Raw genomic sequence first — 25,779 nt, 5'->3', positions numbered from 1 at the left:
GTAGGAAGGCCGGTCCCTCCCGGCCCGGGCCCCAGCCCCATTGAAGGCCCTGGCCGGGAGGGCGGCCTGACGGTTCCATCCCTTGTCCCCGGCGCGACCCCACCCCGGCCGCGCCCGGGACCTGCCCGCGAGGGAGAACCCCCGTGACCCCCGATCCCCTCGGCGCACGCCCCGTGGTGCGCCGCGTGACCCTCCGGAATCGAAACCCCCGCATGAGAAGGGCTCTCGCCCTCGGAGCGGGGGCCGCGGTGGTGGCGGCGAGCCTCGTCGCCCCGACCGTGCCCGCCTCCGCCCAGCCCGCCTCCGCCCAGACCGGCGCTCACGGTCCCGGCGCCAAGCCGACGCCGCGCGTGGCGGCGGACTGCACGCCCGCGCAGGTCGTCGGCAACGGCGGCTTCGAGAGCGGGACGTCGCCCTGGACGGCGTCCGGCAACGTGATCTACACCGGCGGCGGCGAGACCGCGCACTCCGGCAGCCGGTTCGCCCGGCTGGACGGCACCGGGGGCACGCACACCGACACGCTGTCCCAGTCGGTGACGCTGCCCGCCGGGTGCTCCTCGGCGTCCCTGTCGTTCTGGCTGCACATCGACACCGGTGAGTCCGGTTCGGTCGCCTACGACAAGCTCACCGCGAAGATCGGCACGACCACGCTCGGCACGTTCTCCAACACGGACGCGGCGAGCGGGTACGTGAAGAAGACCTTCGACGTGTCCGCGTACGCGGGCCAGACGGTCACGCTCGCGTTCACCGGCACCGAGGACGTGAGCCTCCAGACCAGCTTCGTGCTCGACGACGTCGCCCTGGACGTCTCCGGCGGATCCACCCCGCCTGCCGGTGACTCCACCCGCACCCCCGCGACGCCGTCCTACACGGTGAACCTCAGCAGCGACGCGTCCGGCGCGACGTGGACCGGGCACGAGTCGGTGTCGTTCACCAACGCGTCCGCGACCCCGCTGTCCGAGGTCTACCTGCGGCTCTGGGACAACTACCACGGGACGTGCCCGTCGAACACGCCGATCACCGTCTCCAACGTCTCCGGCGGGACGGCCGGGTCGCTGGAGGTCGGCTGCACGGCGCTCAAGGTCACCCTGCCCGCGCCCCTGAACCAGGGGCAGAGCGGGACGGTCGGCTTCGACCTGGGCATCGTCGTGCCGTCCGGGGCGGACCGGTTCGGCCGGGACGGTTCGTACGGCTTCATCGGCAACGCGCTGCCCGTCCTCGCCATCCGGGACGCGTCCGGCTGGCACCTCGACCCGTACACCAACAACGGCGAGTCGTTCTACTCGCTGGCGTCCGACTTCAAGGTCACGCTCGACCACCCGACCTCGCTCCTGGTCCCCGCAACCGGCACCTCGACCGACACGCCCGGCTCGTCCGGCCGGACGGTCACGACGGCGACGGCGGCCAAGGTGCGGGACTTCGCGTGGGCGGCTGGGCCGTTCCAGAAGGTCTCCGGCACCTCGTCCGGCGGCGTGAGGGTCAACGTCTACTACGTGAGCGGGATCTCGTCCTCGTCCGCGCAGTCGATGCTGAACACCTCGACGAACGCGCTGGACACCCACTCCTCGCGGTTCGGGGCGTACCCGTACGGCGAGGCGGACGTCGTGCTCGACAACAACTTCTGGTTCGGCGGCATGGAGTACCCGGGATTCGTGCTCGACCTGGTCAGCTCCACCGCGCTCGCGCACGAGCTCGCCCACCAGTGGTGGTACGGGATCGTGGGCGACGACGAGTACAACGGCCCCTGGCTGGACGAGGCGTTCGCCGACTACTCGACCGACCTGTACTTCGGCGACACCGGGTCGGGCTGCTGGTCGGGCGTGTCGTGGGCGTCGTCCGCAGAGAAGATCACCAACTCGATGGCGTACTGGGACGCGCATTCGTCGCGGTACTCCACGGTCGTCTACGACTACGGCAAGTGCGCGCTGCACGACCTGCAGCGCGTCCTCGGCGACACGGCCATGGCGAACCTGCTGCGCACCTACGCGCAGTCCCACTGGTACGGGGTCTCGACGACGGCGGAGTTCAAGGCCGCGGCACAGGCCGCGACCAGCACGGACCTGACGTCCTTCTGGACCCAGCACCGCATCGAAGGCTGACCGCGCCGGGCCCGGGGTCCGCCCCCGAGCCCCGGGCCCGCGCGGTCGCACGACCCGCCCCCCGCCCGTGTTCCGCCCCGTCCCCACCCGGACGGGGCGGACGCGCGTCCGGGGCCGGGCGGCGGTTCGAAACCGGCGGGAGAGCGGCCGGGAGACCGGATTTTCGGGGATGGACGGAGCCGCGCACGGGAGATCTTCCGGGAATTCCCGTCCGAACGTTCGGTTCGGGGTCTTCCACTGCGACGCGGCTCTCCGGGAGGCTGGGGCCATGGAGGACAAGATCGCGCTCGTCACCGGTGCCACGTCGGGGATCGGGAAGGAGGTCGCGCGCGAGCTCGCCCGGCGCGGCTTCCGTGTCGGCATCGTGGCCCGCAACCCCACGCGGGCGGAGCGCGCCGTCGAGGAGCTGGCCGAGAGCGTCCCCGGCGCGATCTTCGACCTGTTCCTGGCGGACCTGTCGGCGCTGGAGGACGTCCGGCACGCGGCCGACCGCGTCCACGCGGCCTACGGGCGCCTGGACGTCCTGGTGAACAACGCGGGCGTGCACCTGCTGCGGGCCAAGACCAGCTCGGACGGGTACGACCGGATGATCGCCACCAACCACCTCGGACCGTTCCTGCTCACCGAGCTGCTGCTCGGCCCGCTGGAGAAGGCCGGTCGCGCGGGCGGCGCGCGCGTGGTGACCGTGGCGTCCGAGGCGCATCGCCAGGCGGGCCGCCTCGATCCCGAGCGGTTCGCCGAACCCGCCCCCTACGGGCCGTCCGGGTCGTTCCGCGTGTACGCGCGGTCGAAGCTGCTCAACATCCTGTTCACGCAGGAGCTCGCCGGACGCCTGGACGGCACGGGCGTCACCGCCAACGCGGTCTGTCCGGGCATCGTCGCCACCGGCCTCGGCCGCGACACCCCCGGAGTGGGACGCGTCGCCGGGCTGCTCTCCCACACGCCCGCCATGCGGACGGCCGGCCAGGGCGCGCGTGCCGTCGTCCGGATCGCCACCGACCCGGAGTTCGGGACGCGGACGGGCGAGTACGTGTCGTCCCCGCCCGGCCTGCGCCTCCTGCCCCGATCAGGCGCCCTCAAGGACACCGGCCTCCGCCGGGCCGTCTGGGACCGTTCATCCGCACTTGTCGGGTTGCCTTGCCGCTAACGTTGCCCCTGTGAGCCACCCTCAGCACCCCCAGCCCGGCCGTCCTCCCATGCCCGGCCGCACTCCAGCCCCGGGCGCTCCAGGCGCCTACGGCCAGATGCCTGGGCAGGGTGCGCCCGGCGCCTACGGCCAACCGCCCGCTCAGGGTGGTTACGGTCAACCGCCTGCTCAGGGCGGGTATGGGCAACCGCAGGGTGCGTACGGCCAGCCGCAGGGCGGGTATGGCCAACCGCCTGCCCAGGGCGGTTACGGTCAAGCGCCTGCACCCGCGTATGGCCAGGCCTCCGCGCAGGGCGGCCCTCGATACGGGCCTGGGCCAGGGCCGGGAGCTCCTGGGCCTGGGGGTTATGGGCGTGCTCCTGCCGGGCCGCTCGTGCCGGTGGCCAAGGGGCGTGGGCTCAAGGACTTCGGCTCCGGTGTCGTGTACTTCTTCCGGGGCCTGGCGTGGGTGGCGCGACGTCCGGGGAAGTGGCTGTTCGGGCTGATCCCGGCGCTGATCGTGCTGGCCGTGTTCGCGGCGCTGCTCGGCTCGCTCGCGTGGAACCTGGACGACGCGGCGCGCGGGGTCACGCCGTTCGCCGACCACTGGTCGTCCGGGCTGCGCACCGCGACGCACGTGGTCGCGGGGATCACGCTGTTCGGCGCGGCCGCGTTCCTTTCCGTGCTGATGTTCACCGCGGTGACGCTGCTGGTCGGCGATCCGTTCTACGAGCGGATCGCGGTCGCGGTCGAGGACTCGCTCGGAGGCGCGCCGCCCGAGCCGGACGTCCCGCTGGGCACGCAGATCGCGCGGGCCCTGAAGGACGCGCTGATCCTCGGCCTGTACGCGGTCGGGTTCGGGCTGGTGTTCTTCGTCCTCGGCTTCCTGCCGGTGGTGGGGCAGACGGTCGTGCCGGCCGTCGCGGCGTGCGTTTCGGGATATTTCCTCGCGGGCGAGCTGACTGCCGTCATGCTGGAGCGGCGCGGCCTGCTGCGCCGCGACCGGTTCGCGTTGCTGAAGGCGCATCGGTCCCTGGCAGTGGGTTTCGGCGCGTCCGCATTCGTGGTCTTCCTGATTCCGCTGGGTGCGGTGTTCGCCATGCCCGGAGCGGTCGCCGGTGGCGCGCTGCTCACGCGGGAACGTCTCGTGCCTGCTATTCCGCCGTCGCACCGGGATCTGGTGTCACCGGCACATCACTGAGGCGATAGAAAGATGTGTCCTGAGCGTAATTACCGGCCACGCCCTAATGAGTGATCTTCGCGTAACGTGTGCCGCATGTCCGATCAGGGGGAGCGCGGAACGCGCTGGACCGACATGAGCGAGAACGGAGCCGACGGGGAGATGGCGGAGGCGCCGACCGGCCCGCTGCCCGCTCAGCCCGCCGCGGGGCGCGCCCCGCGAGCCTCTGCGGAGACCCGGTCCCGGATGTCGTACCCCGAGGTCGAGGTGAAGGTCCCCGAGGTCTCGATCCCCGAGCCGACCGGACGCACCGAGTTCTCCGAGCCGGACCCCGCGCCCGCAGGCGAGCCCGAGCCCGAGTACCACGACGTCTGGGGCAAGGTCGAGGCCCCGCACAGGCACAGGCCCACCGCGGAGGAGGAGCCGGAGCCCGCCGCTCCGGAGCCCGCGGCCGTTCCGGAGGCCCTCGCCGACGAGGCTCCGATGGCGCCCGCATCGCGCGCGTACGGGGACACGCCGTCCGTCGAGGCGAAGCTCCCGCAGGAGACCGCCGACCTCTCCGACGTCGTCGGCGCGGTCGAGTTCGACGTCGAGCCGGACATGAGGCACGAGCCCGGGACGGCTCCGCAGGAGTCCGGCCCGTGGTGGCACGACGCGCCGCGCGAGCCCGTCCCGGCGTGGGAGGAGCCCAAGCCGGCCCCCGCGCACGAGCGCGCTCCGTCCGTCCGCGAGGCGATGGGCCCGTCCGCGCCCCAGGGCGACGAGCGGCCCGTCCGCGACGCGGCCCCGGCGCACGAGGACGACGTGAAGGTCGCGCCGGTGGACGAGCCGGGCGGCAACGGGAACGCCTGGGAGGGCTCGCTGTTCGAGGGCGGCCCCGACGGAGGCGACGGCGACGGGCGGTACGCGCCGGTGGCCGACCCGACCATGGGCTCGGCGTCGGCGCGTCCCGGACGTCCGAGCAGCGGCAACTGGCAGATGCCGGGCTGGATGGCGGACGAGAAGTCGGCCGACGACATGCTGGTCGGGGGCCAGGGCGGGGCGTCGTCCCACGGAGGATCCGACGGCTACGACGACGAGATCGGGGGCGGACGGTCGTCCCGCGTGGCGCTCTTCGGCGGCGTCGGCGTGCTGGTGGTGGGGCTGATCGCCGCGGGCGGCGTCTACTTCATGCAACACAAGAAGGACGCGCCCTCGTCGTCCTCCGCCACCGGGGACCGGCCGGGCCTCCCGGCCGCCGGCCAGAAGTCGCACACGCCGAAGCCGCAGCCGCCGCCGGAGAAGCCGCTTGTCAAGTTCTCCGGCAAGCCCGGAAAGATCGCCGGGCGGGTGGCGGACGCGAAGTCCGGGCTGTCCTACCCCCGGTTCGCTGATCCGTGGCAGGTGCCGACCAAGAAGAACAAGCTGGCCGTGACCGGGTGGTCCGGCCAGCAGATCCTGGTCACCGAGAAGCACGGCGACCAGACGGCGTACGGCCAGCTGCTGACCGGCGCCCTCGCCGCCCCGCTCCTGCCGCACTACAAGGGCCCGGAGAGCCTCAAGGCGGTCGCGGCACTCGCGGCCAACGGCTTCGACAAGGACTACTACACCTTCCAGCACGACTCGACGCCGCTCGCGTCGCAGGAGCTGACGGTCGGCACGCACAAGGGCTGGCTGGTGGCGCGCTACCTGAAGTACAAGCGACCCGGCGTCAAGGCGACCGGCGAGGTCGTGGTCACGGCCGTGATCGACACCGGGCACAAGACCCCGGCCGTCGCGTTCGCCTCGCTCCCGAACACCAGCCGGAAGCTCTGGCCGGACATCAACGCCTTCGTGGACGGGCTCAAGGTCGCCGCTCCCTGACCGGGACGTCCCGGTCCTCGCCGGGGCTGGGCGATCGCTGATCGCTCGCCTAGGTTTGAGGACATGCGCGAGGAGGAGTTCGAGGACGCCCCCACCGGCCCGCTCCCGCGCGTGCTCCCCGGGGCCGGGTGGCCCGTCATGGACGGCGTGATGCCGCCGCCGAGCCAAGGGCCGGACGTCGCGTCCGCGCGGGGCGAGGTCTCGGGCGAGCCCGGACCGGACGCCTGCAGCGGGGTGGATCCGGGGGAGGGCGTCGCCGACCTGGGGTTCGAGGCGGGCGGGTTCTCGCTGAGCTCCGAGGCCATGGCCATGACCGGGGTCGTGGGAGTGCTGCTCCTCGGGTTCGTCGTGGCGGTGCTCTGGCGTTGAGCGCCCGGGACAACGGAACACGGTTCTCGTAAGCTCCTACTTACTCGAGGTGGGAGGTGCGGCCATGGCGATCGGACTGACCGAGGAGCACGCGGAGCTCGCCGCGTCCGTGCGGGGACTGGTCGGGCGGCACGAGGTGGAGCGGCTGGTCAGGGCGACCGTGGCGGACGGCCCGGAGCGGCGGACCGCGTTCTGGGACGCGCTGGCCGGGCAGGGCCTCGCCGGGCTCCACCTGCCCGAACGGCACGGCGGTCAGGGCGCCGGGCTGCTGGAACAGGCGGTCGCGCTGGAGGAGCTGGGCCGCGCGCTCGCTCCGGGGCCGTACCCGCCGACCGTCCTGGCGTCCGCGATCATCGAGGCCGGCGGCGCCGGGAAGCTCGCCGACGAGATCCTGCCGGGGCTGGCGGACGGTTCGCGGACGGCGGCCGTCGCGCTCACCGGGGAGCTGTCCGAGGACGGCGGGACGGTCGGCCCGGTGCTCGGCGCGACCCTCGCCGACCTGCTCGTCCTTCCTCTGGGAGGGGAGCGGTGGGTCGTCGTGGACGCCGCCGACGCCGAGATCGAGCCGCTCGAATCGCTCGATCTGACACGTCCGGTCGGGCGGGTCGCGGTCGCGGGGGCCGTCGCGCGGGACGCCGACCGGGTGATCGAGGGCGTGGACGGGCAGGCGCTCGCGACCGTCCTGCTCGGCGCGGAGGCGTGCGGGGTCGCGGGGCGCGCCCTGGACGACGCGGTCGCCTACGCCAAGCTGCGCGAGCAGTTCGGACGTCCGATCGGGAGGTTCCAGGGGGTCAAGCACCGGTGCGCCCGGATGCTGATCGCCGTCGAACGGGCCCGCGCGGCCGTCTGGGACGCCGTCCGGGCCCTGTCGGAGGACGATCCGGACCAGCGCGCCCTGGCCCTCGCCGTGGCCGGTGCGCTCGCCGCTGACGCGGCCGTGACCTGCGCGGAAGGCAACATCCAGGTGCACGGCGGGATCGGCTACACCTTCGAGCACGACGCGCATCTGGTCTACCGGCGGGCGCTGACGCTGCGCGCCCTGCTGGGCCGCGCGAGCGCCGCCCGCGCGAAGATCGCGGAACTCGCCGTCCGGGGCGTGCGCCGCGAGATGGACATCGAGCTTCCGCAGGACGTGGCGCCGATGCGCGCCGCGATCCGGAGGCGGGTGGGCGAGCTGTCCACGATGGACGCCATCGAGCGGATCTCGGCGATGGCCGACGAGGGCTGGGTGACGCCGCACCTGCCGAAGCCCTGGGGGCGCGACGCCGGGCCGCTGGAGCAGATCGTCATCCAGCAGGAGCTGCGCGCGGCGAACGTCCGGCCCGTCCCGCTGATGATCGCCGCATGGGTGGTGCCGTCGCTGGTGCAGTACGGCACGGAGGCCCAGCAGAGGCGGTTCCTGCGGCCGACCCTGCGCGGCGAGATCCTGTGGTGCCAGCTGTTCAGCGAGCCGGGCGCGGGCAGCGACCTGGCGAGCCTCACCACGCGCGCGGAGCGCGTCGAGGGCGGCTGGTTGATCAGCGGGCAGAAGATCTGGACCTCCCTCGCGCGGGACGCGCAGTGGGGGATCCTCCTCGCGCGAACGGATCCGGACCGTCCGAAACACGGCGGCATCACCTACTTCCTCGTGGACATGACGTCGCCGGGGATCGAGATCCGGCCGCTGCGCGAGTGCACGGGCGACGCGGTGTTCAACGAGGTCTTCCTGGACGGCCTGTTCGTCCCGGACGAGATGGTCGTCGGGACGGTGAACGAGGGCTGGCGGGTCGCGCGCAACACCCTCGCGAACGAGCGCGTGGGCCTGACCAGTTCGTTCCAGTTGGGCGCGGACCTGCGGAAACTCGTGCAACTGGCCGGGGAGCTGGGCGTCGCCGACGACCCGGTCGTCCGGGACGAGCTGGGCGGGCTGGCCGCCGACGAGCACGCGTTCAACCTGCTCGGGCTGCGGGCGACGCTGAAGCAGATCAGCGGCACGGACCCGGGCGCGACGGCGAACGTCCGGAAACTGGTCGCGATGGAGCACGGGCAGCGCGTCACCGAGTGCGGTTTCACGCTGCTGGACGCCGAGGGCGCGCTGACCGGCGGGTGGAAGGACGACCTGCGCCGCCGCTGGACCCGCCACCTGCTCGCGTCCCGCGCGATGTCCATCGGCGGCGGGACGACCGAGGTCAACCTGAACGTGATCGGCGAGCGGATCCTCGGCCTGCCGCGCGACTGAACGCCTCCCGGGACGGCTAACATGAGGATCTTTCATGTCGTCGTCCCGGAGGTGCCGCAGTGGAGCTGGGCCGGAGAATCGTCCTGATCACGGGCGCGTCGTCGGGGATCGGCGCGGCGTCGGCCCGCGCGTTCGCCCGCGCGGGCGCGACGGTCGCGCTGGTCGCCCGTTCGAAGGACCGCCTGGACACGCTCGCCGCCGAGATCGGCGACCAGGCGCGCGTCTTCCCGTGCGACCTGGCCGACCCGGACGCCGTCGTCGACCTGGCCGCACGCGTCCGCGCCGAGCTGGGCGTCCCGGACGTGATCGTGAACAACGCGGGCGCGGGCCGCTGGCTGTTCGTGGACGAGTCGACCCCGCACGACTTCCGCGACATGGCCGCCGTCCCCTACCTGGCCGCGGGCTACGTGACCACGGCGTTCGCCGCCGACATGGTCCGCCGGGGGAGCGGCCGGATCGTCGTGGTCAACTCGCCGGTCTCGCGGGCCACCTGGCCGGGCGCGTTCGGCTACGCCGCCGCGCGCTGGGGCCTGCGCGGCATGGTCGCCGCGCTGCGCGTGGACCTGCGCGGCACCGGCGTGGGCGTCACCGAGATCGTCCCGGGCAAGGTGTCCAGCGACTACTTCGCGAACAACCCGGGCTCGGAGGAGCGCATCCCGCGCATCTCGGCGGTCATTCCGACCGTCACGCCGGAGCAGGTCGCGGGCGCTCTCGTCGCGGCGGTCCGCCGCGACCGCTCGCGCACCGCGCTTCCGCTGATGATGCGGCTGACCATGGCGCAGGCCTGGCTGGCCCCGAGCCTCACGCACCGGCTGATGTCGCTGACCGGCGCGAAGCGTTCCTGAGCGGCGACGGTCCCGCGGGCCGCGTTCCTGAGCGGCCGCTCCTGAGCGGCTGTTCCTGAGGGGTGTTCCTGGCGGTTCGTCCTTGGGGATCCGATAACGTCCGGACGGGATGACTGACGGGACGACCGCGCGCACCCGGCACGGGGCCGCCGCGCTGACCGGCCTGGTCCTGGGCCTGCTGGCGCTCGGACCCGGCCTCGCGCGGGGATTCCTGCTGTCCTACGACATGGTCGTCGTGCCGCGCCAGCCGCTCACGGCCCTGACCTTCGGGCTGACCGGGACCCTGCCCCGGCACGTCCCGAGCGACGCGTTCGTCGCGGCGCTGTCGGCCGTCCTGCCCGGGGACCTGGTGCAGAAGGCGCTGCTCCTGGCCGTTTTCGTGCTCGGCTGCGCGGGCGCGGCCGCGCTGGTGCCCACGCGACGGCTGCTTCCGCGCCTGGCGGCCGGTGTCTGTTACGTCTGGAATCCGTATGTGGCGGAGCGGCTCGTCCTGGGGCACTGGGCGCTGCTGCTCGGCTATGCGGCGCTGCCCTGGGCCGTCGCGGCCGCGTCCACGGGCGAGGCGAAACGGGTCGCGCGGGCACTCGTGCCCGCGGCGATCGGCGGGTTCGCCGCGATGGCGATCGCCGGCCTGCCGACGCTCGCGGTCGCCGCGACTGCTTCGGGTGGGTGGAGGCGGCGTGGGCGGGCGGTGGTCGGGGTTGTCGCCGTGGTCGCCGGGCTGAGTCTGCCGTGGCTGGTGACGGGGTGGCTGCGGCCGTCGGGGGTGCCGGGCGCGCCGTCCGCCGTGGACGCCTTCGCGCCGCGCGCGGACACGCCTTTCGGTGCGCTCGGAAGCCTCCTGTTCACGGGCGGGGTGTGGAACGCCGAGGTCGTGCCCAAGGGGTACGGATCGGGCGTTCTGGTGTTCTGCTGGGCGCTCCTCGTGCTGGCGTCGCTGGCCGCGTTCGCCGGACGGATGTGGCGTTCCGACCGTCCTGTCTGGGGAATCGGGCTGGCCGTCGCGGCCGCGGTCGGATTCGGAGTGGCGGCCTTCGGCGTCGTCGCCGCGCCCGCGCTCAAGTGGCTGATCGAATTGTGGCCCGGGTTCGCGGTGCTCCGGGACGGTCAGCAGTACACGGCGCCGCTCGTGCTCGCCATCGCGATCGGGGCCGGGCTGGTCGCGGACGTGCTCGTCCGGCTCGTCCGGCCTGGTGAGAAGGACGGCGCGGACGCGTTGGCGGACGGCGTCGCGGTCGTGGTCGCCGTGCTACCGCTGGTGCTCCTGCCGTCGCTGGCCTTGGGCGCGGGCGGACGGCTGCGTCCGGTCGAGTACCCGGACGGCTGGGACGCGGCGCGCAAGATCGTCCGCGATGACCCTGTCCGTGGGGACGTGCTCGTCCTTCCCTGGGCGACATACCGCGGTTACCCCTGGAACGGCGGACGCACGTCGCTGGACGCGCTGCCCCGCTACCTCGACCGCCGGGTCGTCACGCGGGACGCCGTGGTGGTCGGCTCCACGACCGTCCCCGCCGAGGATCCGGTGGCGCGAAGACTCGATCCGGCGGTGTCGGGCAAGGGGCCGCTCGTGCCCGCGCTGCGGGAGGCGGGCGTCCGGTATGTCGCACTGGACGCCGAGACCGGCCCCGACGCGCCGTGGCGCGCGCGGCTCGCGGGGGCCGAGGAGGTGCTCTCCGGATCCGGCCTCGTCCTCTACCGGATCCCGGCTCCGGCTCGCCCTGACGAGGCCCGCGCGCCGCTCGTTCCGACCGCAATGTCGTGGATTGTCATGTTTGCGTTGATCGCCTGGTCAATTGTCACCCAGGGCACTACTGTGACGAGACACATCCCCCGCATCCCCCGACGTGGAAGGGCCCCCTGATGCGCATAGCGATCGCTGCCATCGCGGGCACGCTGCTGGCGCTGGTGGCCTCGGTGAGCGTGGTGCACTACACCAACGCCTCGCAGGAGTCCCCGGTCATCAAGCCGCTGTACAACTACGGCTCCCGGTAGGCCCCGCGCCGCCCCCGCGATGGCCGCCCCCACACCCCCGCCCGGCACGCGTCCCACCCTCGAGGTGGTCGTGCCCGCGTTCAACGAGGCCGTCCGGCTGCCGGACGGCCTGGACGCGTTGGGCGCCCGGCTCGCGGACCTGCCGGTCACCGCGTCCGTGCTGGTCGTGGACAACGGCAGCACCGACGGGACGGCCCGGATCGCCGCGTCCTGGCGCGGGCCGGTCCCGGTCCGCGTGATCCACTGCCCCGAGCGCGGCAAGGGCGCGGCCGTGCGCGCGGGACTGCTCGCCACGACCGCCCGGTACGTGGGGTTCTGCGACGCCGACATGGCGACCGACCTGTCCGGCCTGGACGACGCGCTCGCGCTGCTGCGCGACGGCCGTCCGGTCGTGGTCGGGTCGCGCCGCCACCCGTCCTCGCTGGTGGAGGACTACAGCCATCCGCTCCGCAAGGTCGGGGCGATCGTGTTCAACCGGCTCACCCGCGACCTGGCGGGCGGGGTGACCGACACCCAGTGCGGGTTCAAGTTCTTCGCCGGCCCGCTCGTCCGGGAGGCGGCGGCCGACCTCACGACCAGCGGGTTCGCGTTCGACGTCGAGCTGCTGATGCACTGCGCGCGGCGCGGCGCGGCGATCACCGCGATCCCGGTCCGCTGGCGGGACGTGCCGGGCTCGACGTTCTCGGTGCGACGGCACTCCGCGCGCTGCCTTCGCGACGTCGTGGCCATCCGGCTGTCCGCGCGCCGTCCTGCCCCGGCGCCCGCGCAGGCCCCGCTTCCGGCGGAGGCCGCCGGGGTGGTGGCGCTGCCCTTCACCGAGATCAGCGGGGCCGGTTCCGGATGAGCGACGACGTCCGCGGCCTGCGCGTGGCGATCGTGAACTGGCGGGACCCGGCGCATCCGGCGGCCGGAGGCGCCGAACGGTACGCGTGGGAGCTCGCCCGCCGGTTCGCCGCGCGGGGCGCCCGCGTCACCTACGTGACCTGCCGCGCGCCCGGACAGTCGCGCCGCGAGCGCGTGGACGGCGTCGACTTCGTCCGGCTGGGCGCACGCTTCACCGTGTATCCGCTGGTCCTGGCATGGATGCTGGCGCATCGGCGGCGGTTCGACGCCGTCCTGGACTGCCAGAACGGCATCCCGTTCTTCACGCCGTGGGCGCTGCCGCGCCGCACCCCGGTGTTCTGCGCGATCTTCCATGTGCACGACGAGCAGTTCGGCCTGTACTTCCCGGGCTGGCTCGCCTGGATCGGTCGGACGCTGGAAGGCCCGGTCGCGCGCTGGACGTACCGGCGGCACGCCTGCACCGCGATCTCGACGACGACCGTTGAGGCGCTCCGCACGCGGCTCGACTGGACGGGCCCGATCTATCTCGTCCCGGTCGGCGTGGACACCCCGCCAGCCGGTCGCCTGGAGCGGCGGGCGCTTGATCCGTCCGCGCCGAGGCTGGTGTGCGTGACCCGGCTCGTCCCGCACAAGCGCGCCGACCTGCTGCTCGACCTGGTCGAGCGCGTCCTGCCGGACCGTCCGGGCCTGCGCCTGCGGATCATCGGGCGCGGCCCCGACCAGGATCGGCTCGCCGCCGAGATCGCCGCGCGCGGGCTCGGCGGCGCGGTCGAGCTGCTCGGGTTCGTCCCGGAGGACGAGAAGGCCGCCGTGGTCGCGGACGCCGACCTGCACCTGAGCGCGTCGCGCGGCGAGGGCTGGGGCCTGGTCGTCGCGGAGGCCGCCGCGCTGGGCGTCCCGACGATCGCCTACGACGTGGACGGCCTGCGCGACGCGGTACGGGACGGCACGACCGGCTGGCTCGCCGCCGACACCGGCGACGCGGCCGAGCTCGTCCACACGCTGGACCGGGCGCTGAAGGAGCTCGCCGATCCCGTCCGCCGGGGCGCGGTCGCGGACGCCTGCCGCGCCTGGGCGGCCGAGTTCGACTGGGAGCACACCGCGGACCGCATGGCCGCGCTGGTCGCCGCGTCCGTCCGGCGCGGAACGAGCGGGGCCGGCATGAGCGGGACCGGTGCGGACGCACAGGTCGTGCGCCGGTACGGTGACGGTCACCTCCGGGTCGTGGAGGGCCCGGTCCGGGACGAGCTGCTGGACGCGGGCGAGGCGGAGCCGGTGCGGCCCGCCACGCCGCTCGAGCGCCTGCTCGGCCGTGTCGAGGACGCAGCCGAGGGCGGCGTCGAGGACGGCGTCGGGGACACCGCCGACCGCTGATCCGGCGGGAGGCGAAAGGTCGGTTCGGTTCGGGTCCGGGAGGGCGCTTTGGTGGTCGGCGACTCGTCCGTGACCATGCCGGACGGCGTGTCGATCGTGTCCGACGAGGTCGCCGTCGACCCCGTGCTGCGGGACCGCATCCGCGTCTTCGTGTGCTGCCTCGCGCTGACCGCGCTCGCCCTCTGTACGAAGCCGGGCCTGCTGCTCTCCGACACCAAGATCGACATGGTGCTGGACCCCGGCGCGTTCCTCGGCCGGGCGCTGCACCTGTGGGACGCCGAGCAGTTCGGCCAGCTGCAGAACCAGGCCGCGGGCTACTTCGTCCCGATGGGCCCGTTCTACTGGCTCGGGCACGCGGCCGGGATGCCGCCCTGGATCGTCCAGCGGCTGTGGTTCGCGCTGCTGATGTGCGCGGCGCTGCTGGGCGTGCGGGCGCTCGCGGCGCGGCTGGAGATCGGCGGCCCGGCCGCGCGGCTCGCGGCGGGGACGGCGTACGCGCTCAGCCCGCACGCGCTGTCCGCGCTGGGCCAGAACTCCTGGGAGTACCTGCCGCTCGCGATGCTGCCGTGGACGGTCGTGCCGCTCGCGACGGCCGTCCGGCGGGACGGCGGCCGGATCCGCGCCGCCGCCCGGTCCGGCCTGGCCGTCGGGCTGTGCGGCGGCATCAACGGGACCGCGACGGTGGCGGTGCTGACCGTCCCGTTCCTGTTCCTGCTGACCCGTCCGCGCGGGACGCGCCGCTTCCGGCTGCTCTCCTGGTGGACGGTCGCCATGGCCGTCGCGGTCGGCTGGTGGCTCGTTCCGCTCGTCCTGACCGGCAAGTACGGCTTCTCCTGGCTCGGCTACACCGAGCAGGCCGACACGACCACCGCGACGACCGGCCTGGTGGACGTCCTGCGCGGCACCGAACGCTGGATCGACTACCTGCCACAGGCACTGCCGGTCGGGTCCGCGCTGGCCGGGACGGCCTGGCTGGTCGTGGTCACCGCCGTGCTCGCCGCGCTGGGGCTCGCGGGGCTCGTCCGGCGCGACCTGCCCGACCGGACGTTCCCGCTGCTGGTCCTGCTCGGCGGCGTCGCGATCGTCGCGGCCGGGCACGCGAGCCGGGTCGAAGGCCCGCTCGCCCCGCACCTTCGCGACCTGCTGGACGGCCCGCTCGCGCCGCTCCGCAACCTGTACAAGTTCGACGGGATGATCCGGCTGCCGCTCGCGCTCGGCATCGCGCACCTGCCCGGCACGCTGCGGAAACGCAACCTCCGGGTCGGCGTGATCGCGGCGGCGGGCGTGACGCTGCTCGCCGTCGCGACGCCCGCGATGGCGAACGGCCTGGCCGCGCCCGGCGGCTTCCCGGAGGTCCCGAAGTACTGGCGTGACGCGGCGTCCTGGCTGAACACGCGCGCGGGGGAGCAGTCCGTGCTGGCGCTGCCCGGCTCGCGGACGGGCGACTACACGTGGGGCCGGCCGATGGACGACATCGTCCAGCCGCTGCTGCGGACGCGCTGGGGCGCGCGGCAGATGGTCCCGCAGGGGTCGCCGGGGTACGCGCGGATGCTGGACGCGATCGACCAGCGCGTCGCGGCCGGTCAGGGCTCGACCGGGCTCGCCGAGGTTCTGGCCAGGTCCGGAGTGCGGTACCTGCTCGTCCGGAACGACCTCACGCGGGACGACCTGGCCGGAGCCTGGCCCGCCCGCGTCCACCAGGCCCTCGACGGCTCGCCGGGCCTGAGGCGGGTCAAGTACTTCGGCTTCCAGCCCGGAGGCTGGAGCGACGACGCCGTGAGCGCGCGCGACCAGCCGTACCCGGCGGTCGAGATCTACCAGGTGGACGGCGCGCGGGCGGTGGCCGGGCTGGTCGACGCGGACGATCCCGTCCGGCTGCGCGGCGCCCCGGAGGGCCTGCTCGACCTCGCCGACGCGAGGGCCCTCAAGGGTCGTCCGGTGCTGGTCGGGGACGACGCGTCCGACCTCGGTGGGACGCCCGTCGCGTCCGACTCGGCGCGGTTGCGCGACCGGTCGCGATCGGAGATCCGCGCGCAGATCGGCCCGACGCTGACGGCCGGAAGCAAGCCGGACACCTCCGGCGGCCTCGGCCCCGACCCTGGCGACCCGGCCTGGGACGGCGCGCAGACCGTCGCCGAGTACACCGGCGTCAAGAACGTCACGGCGTCCTCCTCGGCCGCCGACCCCGGCACCCTGGCAGGCGTCGAGGACCCGTCCGCGCTGCCGTTCGCCGCCGTCGATTCCGACCCCGACACCCAGTGGATCACCGGCGGGACGCGCGGTCCGGTCGGCCAGTGGCTGCGCGTCGACCTCCCGTCGCCCCTGGACCCGGGCTCGCTCCAGGTCACCTTCACCCGCAACGACCTGCTCGGACCGGCTCCGTCGCGGGTCGCGGTCGAGACCGAGCGCGGGGTGCGGGAGCAGGACGTCCGTCCGGTCGCGGACGCGCAGACGCTGGCGGCCCCGCCCGGCCCGACGGCCTGGATCCGGCTGCGGATCGTCGCGGTCGCCGGGACACCGGGCGAGGGCGCGCGGGTAGGCGTGCGCGACCTGTCCATCCCCGGCATCACCGCCGAGCGCTATCTGCGACTACCCGCCGTCCCGAAGTCCGGCGCGACGGCGCCCCAGCTGATGAGCCGGGTGACGCCGCCCCGGCCGGAGTGCATGCGCGGCTCGTCCCGCTGGGTCTGCTCGCCCGACCTGGCGCGCGGCGACGAGGACGGCCCGACCCTGCGCCGCGTCTTCACCGGCCACGGCGGCGCCGCCGCGATCACCGGACACGCCGTCGTCACCGACCCCGCCCTGGTCGACAGGCTGACCCGGGCCCGCGCCCCGACGCGTGTCGCCGCCAGCTCCACCTGGACGAAGGAGGCTCCCGCCCAGCCTCGCGCGGCCATCGACGGCGATCCCGCGACCGCCTGGATCGCGGCGGGCGACGACAAGCGGCCGTCGCTGACGCTCGCCTGGGGGCGCGAGCTGAAGGTGAGCGAACTGAAAGTGACGCGGCCGCCGGGCGCGCGGTCCGCGATGACGGTGACCGTCCTCGGTGGGCGTGGCTCGGTCCGCGAGGGCCTGCTCGACGGGTTCGGACGGCTGCGGTTCGCGCCCATGCGCACCGACCGGGTGACGCTGCGGTTCGCGACGTCCCAGGTGCCCGTCCAGGTGTCGGAGGTGGCGCTTCCGGGCGTCCCCGCACTGCCCAAGCCCAGCTCACGGCCGTTCACGACGTCCTGCGGAGTCGGCCCGGACCTCACGGTCAACGGTCATGCCGTCAAGACGCAGATCTCCGGGACGGCCGCCGACGTGCTCGGCGAGCGTCCGGTGACCTTCCGGGCGTGCCACGCCGTCCGGGTAGCGAACGGCGACAACCACGTCAGCGCCGGCGGTCACTTCCGCGTCGACTCGATGACCGTCGATCCCGGCGGAGCGCTCGCCGCCGCCCGACCAGGCCGGACGAGCCCGGTCACCGTGCAGTCGTGGGCTCCGGGCGAGCGCCGGATTCAGGTGAACGCCGCGCGCAAGTCCATCCTGGTAGTGAACGAGAACTACAACACGGGCTGGAACGCGAAGACCGCTAACGGTGGCGAACTGCGCCCGGTCCGCCTGGACGGCTGGCGGCAGGGTTTCGAGGTCCCGGCCGGAACGTCCGGGACGATCACCCTCCGGTACAAGCCCGACACCGCCTACCGGACGGCCCTGTTCGGCGGCCTCGGCCTGCTCGCGCTGCTCGTCCCGATCTCGATCCGGCGCCCGAAACGCGGCGACGACGACGCACCGCCACCACCCGCCGCCCCCACGACATCGAACGCCGGACGCACGGCCCGGACGCTCCGCGTCGTCACCCCGGTCGGCCTCGCCGCCGCGCTCGGATTCTGGCTGGCGGGCCCGCTCGGACTGGGTGTGGCGGCGGTGTCCGCGCTGGTCGGAGCCGTGCCGCAGTGGTCCAGCGGACGGACGGCCCGGCACGTCCGGTCGGCGTGGATCGCCGCGTTCTTCATGCTGCTCGGCGGCGTCTCGGTCGCCGTCGCGGCCTGGCTGAACCAGCACGGCATGCGCGCCGACCTGCTGCCCGTCCTCCGTGATGTCCTACCGCAGATCTGCGGGCTGATCGTCCTCGGACGGCTCACCGCCGCCCTCACCGCCCCGGAGGCTCCCGACACCTGGCTCGCGGACGGTGTCGCGCTCAGCTGGTCGGCCGCAGCCGAACCGGGATCAGCTCCCGCCGGCGACGTCCGTCCGGACCCGGCGCGCGGTTAGTCGTCCGCCCAGCTTCCGGATCGGCTCCTCGATCGCGTAGTAACTCACGCTCGCGACGATGACGGTCAGCACCAGGCAGACCGGGAAGTCGGTCAGCAGGTCGCCGGTGAACGGCGCATGGTCGGTCAGGTCGAACCACACGAAGATCACGACGAACTGCCAGAGGAAGAGCCCGTAGGAGATCCGTCCGAGGAACGCCAGCACCGGGTTGCCGAGGACGCGCCCGACCAGCCGGTCGTCCGCCGGGGCCAGCGCCGCCGGGGTGACCAGCAGCAGCGCGACCAGCCCGTACAGGACGACGCTGAACCCGGTCGTCCACGCGTTGGTCGAGTTGAGCCGGGAGATCCCCGTGACCGGCGTGGACGCGATGACGTACACGAGGACGCACGCCGCCCAGCACATCGCGGCCGACGCGGCGACCGTCCGCGCGAACCGGGCCGCCGGGCCGAGCGGCGCGGCGTTCGCCCAGACCGTCACGACGGCCAGCGCCATTCCGGCGCCGAACCACCCGAGGTACTGCGGAAGCAGGCTGCCCCAGTAGGCCGGGTTGGGCGTCCGAAGCATGGCGACCGCATAGACGACCGACACCACGGACAGCGCGCCCAACGCATAGAGCAACCGTTGAGCCCGTATGTGGAGGGACTTGCCGCGCCGCGCCCACCGGTCCAGCAGGAAGGCGAGCGCAGGCAGCGCCACATAGAAGGACGCCTCGACGCACAGACTCCACATCTGCCCTAGGCCCTTGGGACCCAGATGGTCCGTCCACCAAGGATGCATGTCGAAGCCATAGGTGAGCGTCGCGAGACCGACCATGCTCGGGACGTCCGACAGATGGCCACGGCTGTACATGCCGATCGCGACCCCCATGACGACCCAGTAGGCGGGCATGAGCCGCAGCAGCCGACGCCACAGGTATTTACCTGTGCCTGGCGAACGCGTCAGCCCCACTGCGGCCGCCGCCCAAGGCCGGTACAGCAGCAGCCCGGACAATACGAAGAAGATCGGCACCCCGATCTCGCCCCGGGACAACAGCCTCGTCATAGCGGTCGGCTCTTTGGTGAGGTATCCGGTGCTCGCGGCCACGTGGAACAGCAGCACCATCAGCGCCGCGATGGCCCGGACGCCGTCCAGCGCGTCCTGCCGTCCGGAGACCACCGGCAGCCGGGACACCGTCGGCGCGGAGGCCGGAACCGTCGCGGTCACGACCCGCCCCTCCCCGCCGCACGCGCGCCGGCGAGCAGCCCGGCCGTCTCGGTCGCCTTGAGGACGATCACCCCGGCGGCCGTGACCGGGGAGCTCAGCAGCGGAAGCCTCCGCAGCGTCCCGCCCCGCCCGAACGACCGCGCGGTCGGAAGGGCGCGGTACACCGGCAGCCATCGCCCGTAGTAGCGGCGCTTCCGGTAGGCGGAGAGCAGTGTCAGACGCCCCTCGTCGTGCAGGACGCCCGAGGAGGTCCGGCCGATCGCGCGTCCGGTCGTGGCGACGCGGTCGGCGAGGTCCCAGTCCTCGAAGGCGCTGAGGTCCTCGTCGTAGCCGCCGACGTCGGCGAGGGCCGCCCGGCGGAAGATCCGTGCGGCCTCGACGGCGGGATCGCCCAGGTAGGCGCGCTTCTCCACGGCCCGCACCCGCGCCCAGAACCCCTGCCCGAACGACTCTTCCGGGATGACCAGCCCGCCGAGCCCGGGATCGGCGCCGAACGCCTCGGCCGCCTCGGCGGCGACCCCCTCGGAGAGGACCATGTCCGAGTCGACGAACGCCACGACGTCCCCGGTCGCCGCCCGCCAGCCGAGGTTCCGCTGCGCGCTGCGCTCCGGCCCGCCCGCCAGCACGGTGTCCGCGTACGCGGCGGCGATCCCGGGCGTCCCGTCCGTGGACGCGTTGTCCACGACGATCACCTCGACCGGGACGGTCTGCGCGCGCAGCGAGCCGAGGCAGCGCTCCAGCGTCCGCGCGGAGTCGCGGGTCGGGACGACGACGGTCACACGTGCGGCGCTCAGCGTGACCTCCCGGGGTGGACGTGTCGGAGCAGGCTAGCCCGGATCGTCCCGATTCGGGACGGCCCCCGTGTGAATCGCGAGGACCCCTGCCCGCCCGCGTCCGCCCAGGCCAGCCCCCGTGGGAGCAGCGACGACAGCGCGCCCGCCACCACCAGGGCCACCGCCGCGACCAGCAACGTCCGAGCCGCCGCGTCCGGCCCGGCTTCGGCGTCCCCGGCGTAGAAGGCGATCCCGGCGACCGCGACCCCGAGCACGCCCGCGAACTGCGTGACCGAGTTGTAGACCCCGGACGCCGCGCCCGACGCGTCCACCGGGACGTCCGAGAGCACGGCATTGGCCAGCACAGGCAGCGCCAACCCCATCCCGACTCCGGCGACGAACAACCCCGGAACCAGATGCCACGGCCGCAGATCGCCTCCGACGACCGCGAACGCCCCCGCGACCAAGCCGACCCCGCACGCCATCACGAGAACCCCGGCCCGGACGAAGGCCCGAGCACGCGGGGGCCCGATCCGGTGCGTGGGCTGGGCGGTGAGGGCCATCCCGGCCGGCCAGGCCGCCCCGGTCAGCGCGACCCGCAGCGGCGACCAGCCGAGCCCGGACTGAAGCCCCCAGGTCAGCGCGATGAAACAGGCCGCGACAGCCCCGAACAGCGCCGTCGTCAGCACCAGCCCGGCCGCGAACGAACGGCGCCGCAGCAACGAAGGCGGCACGAGCGGACTGCGCCCGGACCGTTCGCGCCGCGCCTCCACGACCCCGAACCCCACCAGCACCGGAACGCTCGCCACCAGCAGCAACAGGCTCCACGGCGGCCAGCCCAGCGCCCGCCCCTGGACGAGCGGCAGCGTCAGCGCGACCGCGCCGGCGCTCACCAGCAGCACCCCGGCCACGTCCAGCCGGGGCGGCGGCGTCGCGCGCGAGTCGTCCATCCAGCGGTCGACCCCGAGCAGCGCGACCAGCCCGACCGGGACGTTCACCAGGAAGATCGCCCGCCAGCCGAGCCCGGCGATGTCGTAGTGCAGCAGGATCCCGCCGAGCAGCGGCCCGCCGACCTGCGCCGCGCCGAGCAGCATCCCGTACAGGGTGAACGCGCGCGCCCGAGCGCGTCCGGGCGGGAACTGGACGCTGATCACCGACAACGTCTGCGGCACCATCACCCCCGCGAACACGCCCTGCGCCGCGCGCGCCGCGATCAGCGGGGCCGGGGAGTGCGCCGCCCCCGCCGCCCACGAGGCGAAGATGAACCCCGCCAGCCCGAGCAACAACACCCGCCGCCGCCCGAGGATGTCTCCAAGTCGTCCGCCCGTGACCAGCGACAACGCGTAGGCCAGGGCATAGGCCGACACCGTCCACTGGCCGAGCGCGGGACCGGCGTGCAGATCGTCCTGGATCCGGGGCAGTGCGACGTTCACGACCGTCACGTCCACCAGGTCCATGAACGCCGCCGTGAGCGCCGCGAGCAGCGCGAGCCACCGGCGTTCCGGGACGCGCGGACGCGGGCTCACGGGAAGCCTGGGAGACGGGTCATCGGGGGGTTCCTGCCGGGGGCCTGAGACGGGAGGTAAGGGACGTCTGATCCTGTAGGGTAACCGGACATGCCGGGCCTGAGAGCCTGGTCAGGGCCGTTCGGCCGGACGCGCCGGGAGGACCGGGAGGCACCGGCCGCCCCCCGGGAGGTGCGATGCGGCGTTCGCTGGCTCTAGTTCTCGTCGTCGCGGGCGCGTTCCTGACCACGCTCGCCCCGCTGATCCGGTTCTACGTCTCCGAGCAGGTCGTCCAGGCGCCGCTGAACCGCTACGAGCGGGTCCGGCTGGAGGCGCAGAACGCCAGCCTCTTCGACATGGCGAAGCTGAAGCTCCGGACGGGCGTCACCCTGGTCGCCGACAGCACCATCCGCGGCGACGTGAAGGCGAACGGCGGCAACGGCCGCATCGCCGTCTGGGACTCCTCGACCACCATCACCGACAAGTCCACCGGCAAGCAGGTCGACCTGCAGGCGTACCGGATGGCCTTCGACCGCCGCACCGGCCTGCTGGTGAACTGCTGCGGCGTCAACGTCGGCGGCGACGTCAACGTGCGGATGTTCGGCTACGGGCTGCTGTTCCCGATCGCGGACGTGCACAAGCGCGACTATCCGTTCTACGACACGACCACCCGCCGCACCCTGCCGATGAGGTTCAGCGGCGAGGAGGAGGTCGCCGGGATCCGGGTCTACCGGTTCGTCCAGGAGGTCCCGCTCGTCAAGGTCGAGTCGATGAACAACGTCAAGCTGCCCGGCGACATGCTCGGCCTCGGCAAGGACGCCTACCCGCAGCGCGTCGACCGCTACTTCGAGGCGGTCAACACCCAGTGGGTCGACCCGCGGACGGGCGTCCCGGTCAAGCAGGAGCAGAAGATCACCCAGTCGCTCCGGACCAGGGACGGCCTGGGCAGACTCATCGTCGCGGACGCCGACATGGTCACCGTTCCCGCGGACCAGAAGCACCTCGCCGACCTGTCGGAGGAGTCCGCGCTGGCGATCGGCTGGACCCGGATCTACGGCCCGGCCCTGGCGCTGCTCGTCGGCCTCGGGATGCTCGGCACCGGGTCCACGATGACGCTGCTGCGCCGCCGCGACCTGCCGCCACCGCCGACCGCCCCGCGCGGCCCGGACGGACGGTTCGGCGGCCTCGCGACCGGACCGCCGCCCGGCACGCGACGCCGCGTCCACCCGGCCGCCGGTTCCTCGCGGGCCCGCCGCCAGCCGCGCCCGGCCCGCCAGCCGCGCCGCCTCGGCCGCTCCTGACCGACCTCTCCTCCGCGCGTCCGCCCTGGTCACAAGGGCGGACGCGTTCGCTTTACCCCGGCATCACCGGGGGACGGCTCCCTCACCCCTTCGCCATGTCACAACCAGCGATCGATTAACTACTCTTGGCCCCCGGCCGGTGTGGTCAATCGAGATCCACCGACCGTGCGAGAGAACCGATCGTCGTCGGAGGGGAAGTGTCTGGAATGGCCGCCATCAAGCGTTACCTCACGGGCCGTCGAGCCGCGCGCATGGGCGCGTACCCGCACTACCCCTGGTGAAGCCCGTCCTGTTTCCGTGAAGTGGAGGTCTGCGCGATGAAACGGCCACCGGGCCCGCGCGACGGCGTGATCGCCGGGGTGGGCGCGTACGAGGCGGACCGTCCCGGATACCTCGCGGCGGGCACGGCCCGTTTCGGGGACGTCTGGCAGGTCTTACCGCACATCCATCTCGTCTCCGGCCTGGACGCCACCCGCCAGGTGCTGCGCCGCACCGGGCAGGAGTTCGAGCCGCCGCGCGGGACGTTCGCGCTTCCCCGGCGCGCCCGCCCCGAGAACGAGGCCGTCGAGGCGATACGTGTCCGGACCCTGCGCCACAACCGGGTCGGACGGCACGCCGCGGTCCTGGCGTCCGGGGCCGCCGACCTCGCGGACTCCTGGCCCGTCGGCGCCGAGGCCGAGGCGCTGCCCCGGCTCGCTGCCGCCTCCGCGCGGATGGCCGCCCGCTACCACTTCGGGCCCGACGCGGGCGAGCTGCTGGACGGGGAGGAGGAGCTGGCCGAACTGCGGACCGAGCTCGGCCCCCGGTACGTCCACCTGCCCGGATGGGTTCCGGCTCCCGCCCGGCTGAGGGTCCGGCGCGCTCAGCACCGCCTCGCGGCGCGGATCCGGCGGGTGATCGACCGTCGCGCCGAGGCGGCCCCGCCCGGGACATCGGGCGGCGATGTCCTGGACGAGTTGATGCGCGCCTGCGCCGACAACGGCGTGGACCCCCGGGTGTACCTGCCGTTCCGGCTGGTCACGGCGATGGTCGCGGCGCGGGAGATGGTCGGGCCCGCCGCGGGCTGGGTCCTCGTCGCGCTCGCCGCGAACCCGCAGTGGGCCGAACGCCTCGCCGCCGAGGCCGAAGCGGTGCTTCCCGGTCCGGACGACGTCGACGGCGAGGTGCTGTCCCGGCTCACGCTGGCGAACGCGTTCGTCCGCGAGACGCTGCGCCTGTACCCGCCGAACTGGCTGCTCTCCCGGATCGTCGCCGAGCCCGTCCAGATCGGCGGCTACGACCTGCTCCCCGGCGAACGCGTGATGGTCTCCCCGTACCTGCTGCACCGCGACCCCCGCTACTTCGTCGACGCCGACGTCTTCGACCCGGGCCGGTGGCTTCAGTTCGCCAACGGTCCGGGGAACGGCGCCTACCTGCCGTACGGAGCCGGGCCGCGCACCTGCCCCGGAGCGTCGCTGGCCTCGGTCCAACTCGTCCTGATCGCCGCGTTCATGGCCCGGCGGCTCCTGATCCGCCGCCACGCGCTGACGCCGACGACGTGGGGGACGTTCCGTCCGTCCGGGCTGACGGTGCTGTGCCGTCCGCGCGACCTCCGGGAGGCGGCCGGACGCTGACCCGCCTGTAGTACGCGTTCTAAGCCTTTCGCTCGCCAGCCATGCGAAGCCAGGCGATCTCACCAACTAGAACTTGTTGCAGTTTTGATCCGCTCGGGGTTATGTTCGACGCGTGCGGACACGAGTCACCGATCTCTTCGGCATCGAGTACCCGATCTTCGCGTTCAGCCACTGCCGCGACGTGGTCGCGGCGGTCAGCCGCGCCGGCGGCATGGGCGTCCTCGGCGCCCTGTACTTCACCCCCGAGGAGCTCGAACTCGAGCTGAAGTGGATCGACGAGCACGTCGGCGGGAAACCGTACGGCGTCGACGTCGTCATGCCCGCCAAGTACGAGGGCGCGGACGCGGGCGACGCCGAGGAGCTGCTCGGACGGCTCCAGTCGATGATCCCCAAAGAGCATCGAAACTTCCTGGAGGGGCTGCTCGCCGAGCACGGCGTCGAGCCGCCGTCCGAGAAGGCGAACCGCGCGCTGCTCGGCTGGACGGACCAGACGGCGCGTCCGCAGGTCGAGGTGGCGCTCCGGCACGACATCGCGCTGCTGGCCAGCGCGCTCGGCCCGCCCCCGGCGGACGTCGCCGATCTCGCGCACGAGCACGGCGTGAAGGTCGCGGGGCTCGCGTCGAGCGCCCGGCACGCACGCAAGCAGGTCGCCGCCGGGGTCGACATCATCGTCGCGCAGGGCACCGAGGCGGGCGGCCACACCGGCGAGGTCGCAACGATGGTCCTGATCCCCGAGGTCGTGGACGCCGTGGGCGATGACACGATCGTCCTCGCAGCGGGAGGCATCGGCCGGGGCCGGCAGGTCGCCGCCGGGCTGGCCCTCGGCGCGGAGGGCGTCTGGACCGGGTCCATCTGGCTGACCGTGGACGAGGCCGACACCCCGGAACGCGCCGTCCCGAAGCTGCTGGACGCGACGTCCCGGGACACCGTCCGGTCGCGTGCCTGGACGGGCAAGCCCGCGCGCTTCCTGCGGACGGCCTGGACGGACGCGTGGGAGAGCGAGTCGTCCCCCGGAACCCTGCCGATGCCGATGCAGTTCATGCTGGTCGCGGACGCCCTGCCGCGCATCGCCCGGTCGGGCGACGGCGAGCTGGTCACGTTCCCGGTCGGGCAGATCGTCGGCAGCATGAACCAGGTCAGGCCGGCCGCGCAGGTCGTCTACGACCTCATCGAGGAATACGTCGAGGCCGTCGACCGCCTGACCACCCTCACCCACGCCGAGTGACGGGAGACGTCCCC

The 25,779-nt window shown here is 73.6% G+C and carries 18 protein-coding genes; 15 read left to right on the top strand and 3 right to left on the bottom strand.

Translation table 11 applies throughout. The annotated features are described in order from the left end of the window. The first annotated feature begins 212 nt into the window (after positions 1-212). The 12 genes from AB0L06_RS33505 (at position 213) to AB0L06_RS33450 (ending at position 18,145) form a co-directional block, all read left to right on the top strand. On the top strand, positions 213-2,099 hold the full coding sequence (locus AB0L06_RS33505) for a M1 family aminopeptidase (protein WP_500235162.1): 1,887 nt from the start codon (positions 213-215) through the stop codon (positions 2,097-2,099). Between the two features lie 268 nt (positions 2,100-2,367). After that, complete coding sequence (locus AB0L06_RS33500) at positions 2,368-3,246, top strand: SDR family NAD(P)-dependent oxidoreductase (RefSeq protein ID WP_500235161.1); 879 nt, start codon at positions 2,368-2,370, stop codon at positions 3,244-3,246. Positions 3,247-3,625: 379 nt separating this feature from the next. Then, positions 3,626-4,426 carry an EI24 domain-containing protein gene (locus tag AB0L06_RS33495; protein WP_500235160.1) on the top strand — a complete coding sequence of 267 codons (801 nt, stop codon included), beginning with the start codon at positions 3,626-3,628 and terminating at the stop codon, positions 4,424-4,426. A gap of 75 nt (positions 4,427-4,501) precedes the next feature. Beyond that, entirely contained in the window at positions 4,502-6,247 is a 1,746-nt protein-coding gene (locus tag AB0L06_RS33490; protein ID WP_500235159.1) for a hypothetical protein, read from the top strand. Between the two features lie 63 nt (positions 6,248-6,310). Further along, positions 6,311-6,616 carry a hypothetical protein gene (locus AB0L06_RS33485; protein ID WP_500235158.1) on the top strand — a complete coding sequence of 102 codons (306 nt, stop codon included), beginning with the start codon at positions 6,311-6,313 and terminating at the stop codon, positions 6,614-6,616. A 64-nt stretch (positions 6,617-6,680) separates the two neighbouring features. Then, positions 6,681-8,834: an acyl-CoA dehydrogenase family protein gene (locus tag AB0L06_RS33480; RefSeq protein WP_500235157.1), complete on the top strand. Its 2,154-nt coding sequence runs from the start codon at positions 6,681-6,683 to the stop codon at positions 8,832-8,834. Positions 8,835-8,893: 59 nt separating this feature from the next. Continuing rightward, a complete protein-coding gene (locus tag AB0L06_RS33475; RefSeq protein ID WP_500235156.1) occupies positions 8,894-9,679 on the top strand; it encodes an SDR family NAD(P)-dependent oxidoreductase in 786 nt (261 codons plus the stop codon). A 109-nt stretch (positions 9,680-9,788) separates the two neighbouring features. Continuing rightward, positions 9,789-11,540 carry an MmpA family trehalose lipid delivery protein gene (locus AB0L06_RS33470; RefSeq protein WP_500235155.1) on the top strand — a complete coding sequence of 584 codons (1,752 nt, stop codon included), beginning with the start codon at positions 9,789-9,791 and terminating at the stop codon, positions 11,538-11,540. Continuing rightward, positions 11,540-11,671, top strand: a complete 132-nt coding sequence (locus AB0L06_RS33465) for a hypothetical protein (protein ID WP_500235154.1) — start codon at positions 11,540-11,542, stop codon at positions 11,669-11,671. Before AB0L06_RS33470 ends, AB0L06_RS33465 begins: the two co-directional genes overlap by 1 nt. Before the next feature lie 70 nt (positions 11,672-11,741). Continuing rightward, complete coding sequence (locus AB0L06_RS33460) at positions 11,742-12,515, top strand: glycosyltransferase (RefSeq protein ID WP_500235153.1); 774 nt, start codon at positions 11,742-11,744, stop codon at positions 12,513-12,515. After that, entirely contained in the window at positions 12,512-13,888 is a 1,377-nt protein-coding gene (locus tag AB0L06_RS33455) for a glycosyltransferase family 4 protein (RefSeq protein ID WP_500235152.1), read from the top strand. The genes AB0L06_RS33460 and AB0L06_RS33455 overlap by 4 nt, the downstream gene beginning before the upstream one ends. 51 nt (positions 13,889-13,939) lie before the next feature. Continuing rightward, positions 13,940-18,145 carry an alpha-(1->3)-arabinofuranosyltransferase domain-containing protein gene (locus tag AB0L06_RS33450; RefSeq protein ID WP_500235227.1) on the top strand — a complete coding sequence of 1,402 codons (4,206 nt, stop codon included), beginning with the start codon at positions 13,940-13,942 and terminating at the stop codon, positions 18,143-18,145. On the opposite strand, the gene AB0L06_RS33445 is transcribed toward AB0L06_RS33450, so the two are convergent. Genes AB0L06_RS33445 through AB0L06_RS33435 form a run of 3 tightly spaced genes read right to left on the bottom strand, consistent with a single transcriptional unit; the run spans position 18,101 to position 21,647 of the window. Continuing rightward, positions 18,101-19,348, bottom strand: coding sequence for an acyltransferase family protein (locus AB0L06_RS33445; RefSeq protein ID WP_500235151.1), 1,248 nt, complete (start codon positions 19,346-19,348; stop codon positions 18,101-18,103). The two genes, AB0L06_RS33450 and AB0L06_RS33445, sit on opposite strands and share 45 nt — an antisense overlap. After that, on the bottom strand, positions 19,345-20,127 hold the full coding sequence (locus AB0L06_RS33440) for a glycosyltransferase family 2 protein (protein WP_500235150.1): 783 nt from the start codon (positions 20,125-20,127) through the stop codon (positions 19,345-19,347). The genes AB0L06_RS33445 and AB0L06_RS33440 overlap by 4 nt, the downstream gene beginning before the upstream one ends. An 11-nt stretch (positions 20,128-20,138) precedes the next feature. Beyond that, the gene (locus AB0L06_RS33435) at positions 20,139-21,647 is read right to left on the bottom strand and encodes an MFS transporter (RefSeq protein WP_500235149.1); all 1,509 of its coding nucleotides are present in this window, start codon (positions 21,645-21,647) and stop codon (positions 20,139-20,141) included. Between the two features lie 176 nt (positions 21,648-21,823). Here AB0L06_RS33435 and pgfA point away from each other — a divergent pair, with 176 nt between their 5' ends. The 3 genes from pgfA (at position 21,824) to AB0L06_RS33420 (ending at position 25,765) form a co-directional block, all read left to right on the top strand. After that, positions 21,824-22,927 (top strand): cell envelope lipid trafficking protein PgfA, encoded by a 1,104-nt coding sequence (gene pgfA / locus AB0L06_RS33430; RefSeq protein WP_500235148.1) that lies wholly within the window; start codon positions 21,824-21,826, stop codon positions 22,925-22,927. Positions 22,928-23,244: 317 nt separating this feature from the next. Beyond that, positions 23,245-24,540, top strand: coding sequence for a cytochrome P450 (locus tag AB0L06_RS33425; RefSeq protein WP_500235147.1), 1,296 nt, complete (start codon positions 23,245-23,247; stop codon positions 24,538-24,540). A 112-nt stretch (positions 24,541-24,652) separates the two neighbouring features. Then, complete coding sequence (locus AB0L06_RS33420; RefSeq protein WP_500235146.1) at positions 24,653-25,765, top strand: NAD(P)H-dependent flavin oxidoreductase; 1,113 nt, start codon at positions 24,653-24,655, stop codon at positions 25,763-25,765. Positions 25,766-25,779 lie beyond the last annotated feature (14 nt).

Source organism: Spirillospora sp. NPDC052269 (assembly GCF_040679435.1).
In the GTDB taxonomy this organism is placed as follows: Bacteria; Actinomycetota; Actinomycetes; order Streptosporangiales; family Streptosporangiaceae; genus Spirillospora.
The sequence above is the reverse complement of the archived record's forward strand: the minus strand, read 5'-3'. Positions and strand labels throughout refer to the sequence as shown.

What these genes read in the sequence shown, in the direction of transcription:
- AB0L06_RS33505 (WP_500235162.1), top strand. Translation starts at nt 213, where the DNA reads ATGAGAAGGGCTCTCGCCCTCGGAGCGGGGGCCGCGGTGGTGGCGGCG.
- AB0L06_RS33500 (WP_500235161.1), top strand. Translation starts at nt 2,368, where the DNA reads ATGGAGGACAAGATCGCGCTCGTCACCGGTGCCACGTCGGGGATCGGG.
- AB0L06_RS33490 (WP_500235159.1), top strand. Translation starts at nt 4,502, where the DNA reads ATGTCCGATCAGGGGGAGCGCGGAACGCGCTGGACCGACATGAGCGAG.
- AB0L06_RS33485 (WP_500235158.1), top strand. Translation starts at nt 6,311, where the DNA reads ATGCGCGAGGAGGAGTTCGAGGACGCCCCCACCGGCCCGCTCCCGCGC.
- AB0L06_RS33480 (WP_500235157.1), top strand. Translation starts at nt 6,681, where the DNA reads ATGGCGATCGGACTGACCGAGGAGCACGCGGAGCTCGCCGCGTCCGTG.
- AB0L06_RS33470 (WP_500235155.1), top strand. Translation starts at nt 9,789, where the DNA reads ATGACTGACGGGACGACCGCGCGCACCCGGCACGGGGCCGCCGCGCTG.
- AB0L06_RS33465 (WP_500235154.1), top strand. Translation starts at nt 11,540, where the DNA reads ATGCGCATAGCGATCGCTGCCATCGCGGGCACGCTGCTGGCGCTGGTG.
- AB0L06_RS33455 (WP_500235152.1), top strand. Translation starts at nt 12,512, where the DNA reads ATGAGCGACGACGTCCGCGGCCTGCGCGTGGCGATCGTGAACTGGCGG.
- pgfA (WP_500235148.1), top strand. Translation starts at nt 21,824, where the DNA reads ATGCGGCGTTCGCTGGCTCTAGTTCTCGTCGTCGCGGGCGCGTTCCTG.
- AB0L06_RS33425 (WP_500235147.1), top strand. Translation starts at nt 23,245, where the DNA reads ATGAAACGGCCACCGGGCCCGCGCGACGGCGTGATCGCCGGGGTGGGC.